General features: G+C 48.3%; 1 protein-coding gene and 7 tRNA genes. 7 read left to right on the forward strand and 1 reads right to left on the reverse strand.

Annotated elements, in window-relative coordinates; genetic code table 11:
• Nucleotides 1-4: 4 nt before the first annotated feature.
• The 7 genes from IPU53_RS24650 (at nt 5) to IPU53_RS24680 (ending at nt 672) form a co-directional block, all read left to right on the forward strand.
• Nucleotides 5-77, forward strand: a tRNA-Val gene (locus IPU53_RS24650).
• A 10-nt stretch (nt 78-87) separates the two neighbouring features.
• Nucleotides 88-163 (forward strand) — tRNA-Thr (locus IPU53_RS24655).
• Between the two features lie 5 nt (nt 164-168).
• A tRNA-Lys gene (locus IPU53_RS24660) sits at nt 169-244 on the forward strand.
• A gap of 22 nt (nt 245-266) precedes the next feature.
• Nucleotides 267-348 (forward strand) — tRNA-Leu (locus IPU53_RS24665).
• Nucleotides 349-372: 24 nt separating this feature from the next.
• Nucleotides 373-444: transfer RNA gene (locus tag IPU53_RS24670), tRNA-Gly, on the forward strand.
• Nucleotides 445-514: 70 nt separating this feature from the next.
• A tRNA-Pro gene (locus tag IPU53_RS24675) sits at nt 515-591 on the forward strand.
• Nucleotides 592-596: 5 nt separating this feature from the next.
• A tRNA-Ala gene (locus IPU53_RS24680) sits at nt 597-672 on the forward strand.
• On the opposite strand, the gene IPU53_RS24685 is transcribed toward IPU53_RS24680, so the two are convergent.
• On the reverse strand, nt 660-845 hold a 186-nt coding region (locus tag IPU53_RS24685), incomplete at its 5' end, for a hypothetical protein (protein ID WP_207454180.1). The two genes, IPU53_RS24680 and IPU53_RS24685, sit on opposite strands and share 13 nt — an antisense overlap.

Raw genomic sequence — 845 nt, forward strand, 5'->3', positions numbered from 1 at the left:
CATTGGAGGATTAGCTCAGCTGGGAGAGCATCTGCCTTACAAGCAGAGGGTCGGCGGTTCGAACCCGTCATCCTCCATCATTAGTTCGCCGGCCTAGCTCAATTGGTAGAGCAACTGACTTGTAATCAGTAGGTTGGGGGTTCAAGTCCTCTGGCCGGCACCATGGACGAGCCATTAGCTCAGTTGGTAGAGCATCTGACTTTTAATCAGAGGGTCGCAGGTTCGAATCCTGCATGGCTCACCATTTTTTTGTTTAATAGTTTCAAGCGGGTGTGGTGGAATTGGCAGACACGCTAGACTTAGGATCTAGTGCCGCAAGGCGTGGGGGTTCGACTCCCTTCACCCGCATCTGATGAATGATTCCATGTCTTTGCGGAAGTAGTTCAGTGGTAGAACATCACCTTGCCAAGGTGGGGGTCGCGGGTTCGAATCCCGTCTTCCGCTTTGAATTGTACTGAATAGTGTATTTCCCTCAATGGATCAGAAGTCAACTTAATAACTAACTAGTTTATCTCGGGAAGTAGCTCAGCTTGGTAGAGCACTTGGTTTGGGACCAAGGGGTCGCAGGTTCGAATCCTGTCTTCCCGACCATTTCTGGGGCCTTAGCTCAGCTGGGAGAGCGCCTGCCTTGCACGCAGGAGGTCAGCGGTTCGATCCCGCTAGGCTCCACCAAAAAGATTTTTAAAAAAGTTGTTGACATCGGGGATGAGATTTGGTAACATAGAAAAGTCGCCAATAAAGGCAACGAAGTTTGATCTTTGAAAACTGAACGAAACGAACGTCAATAAATATTGGATAAATGGTTTTTGAACCATTGCCAGCAATTGAGTAGGAAACAACACTTT

It is taken from the genome of Bacillus sp. SD088 (genome assembly GCF_017355205.1).
Classification (GTDB): domain Bacteria; phylum Bacillota; class Bacilli; order Bacillales; family Bacillaceae_C; genus Lederbergia.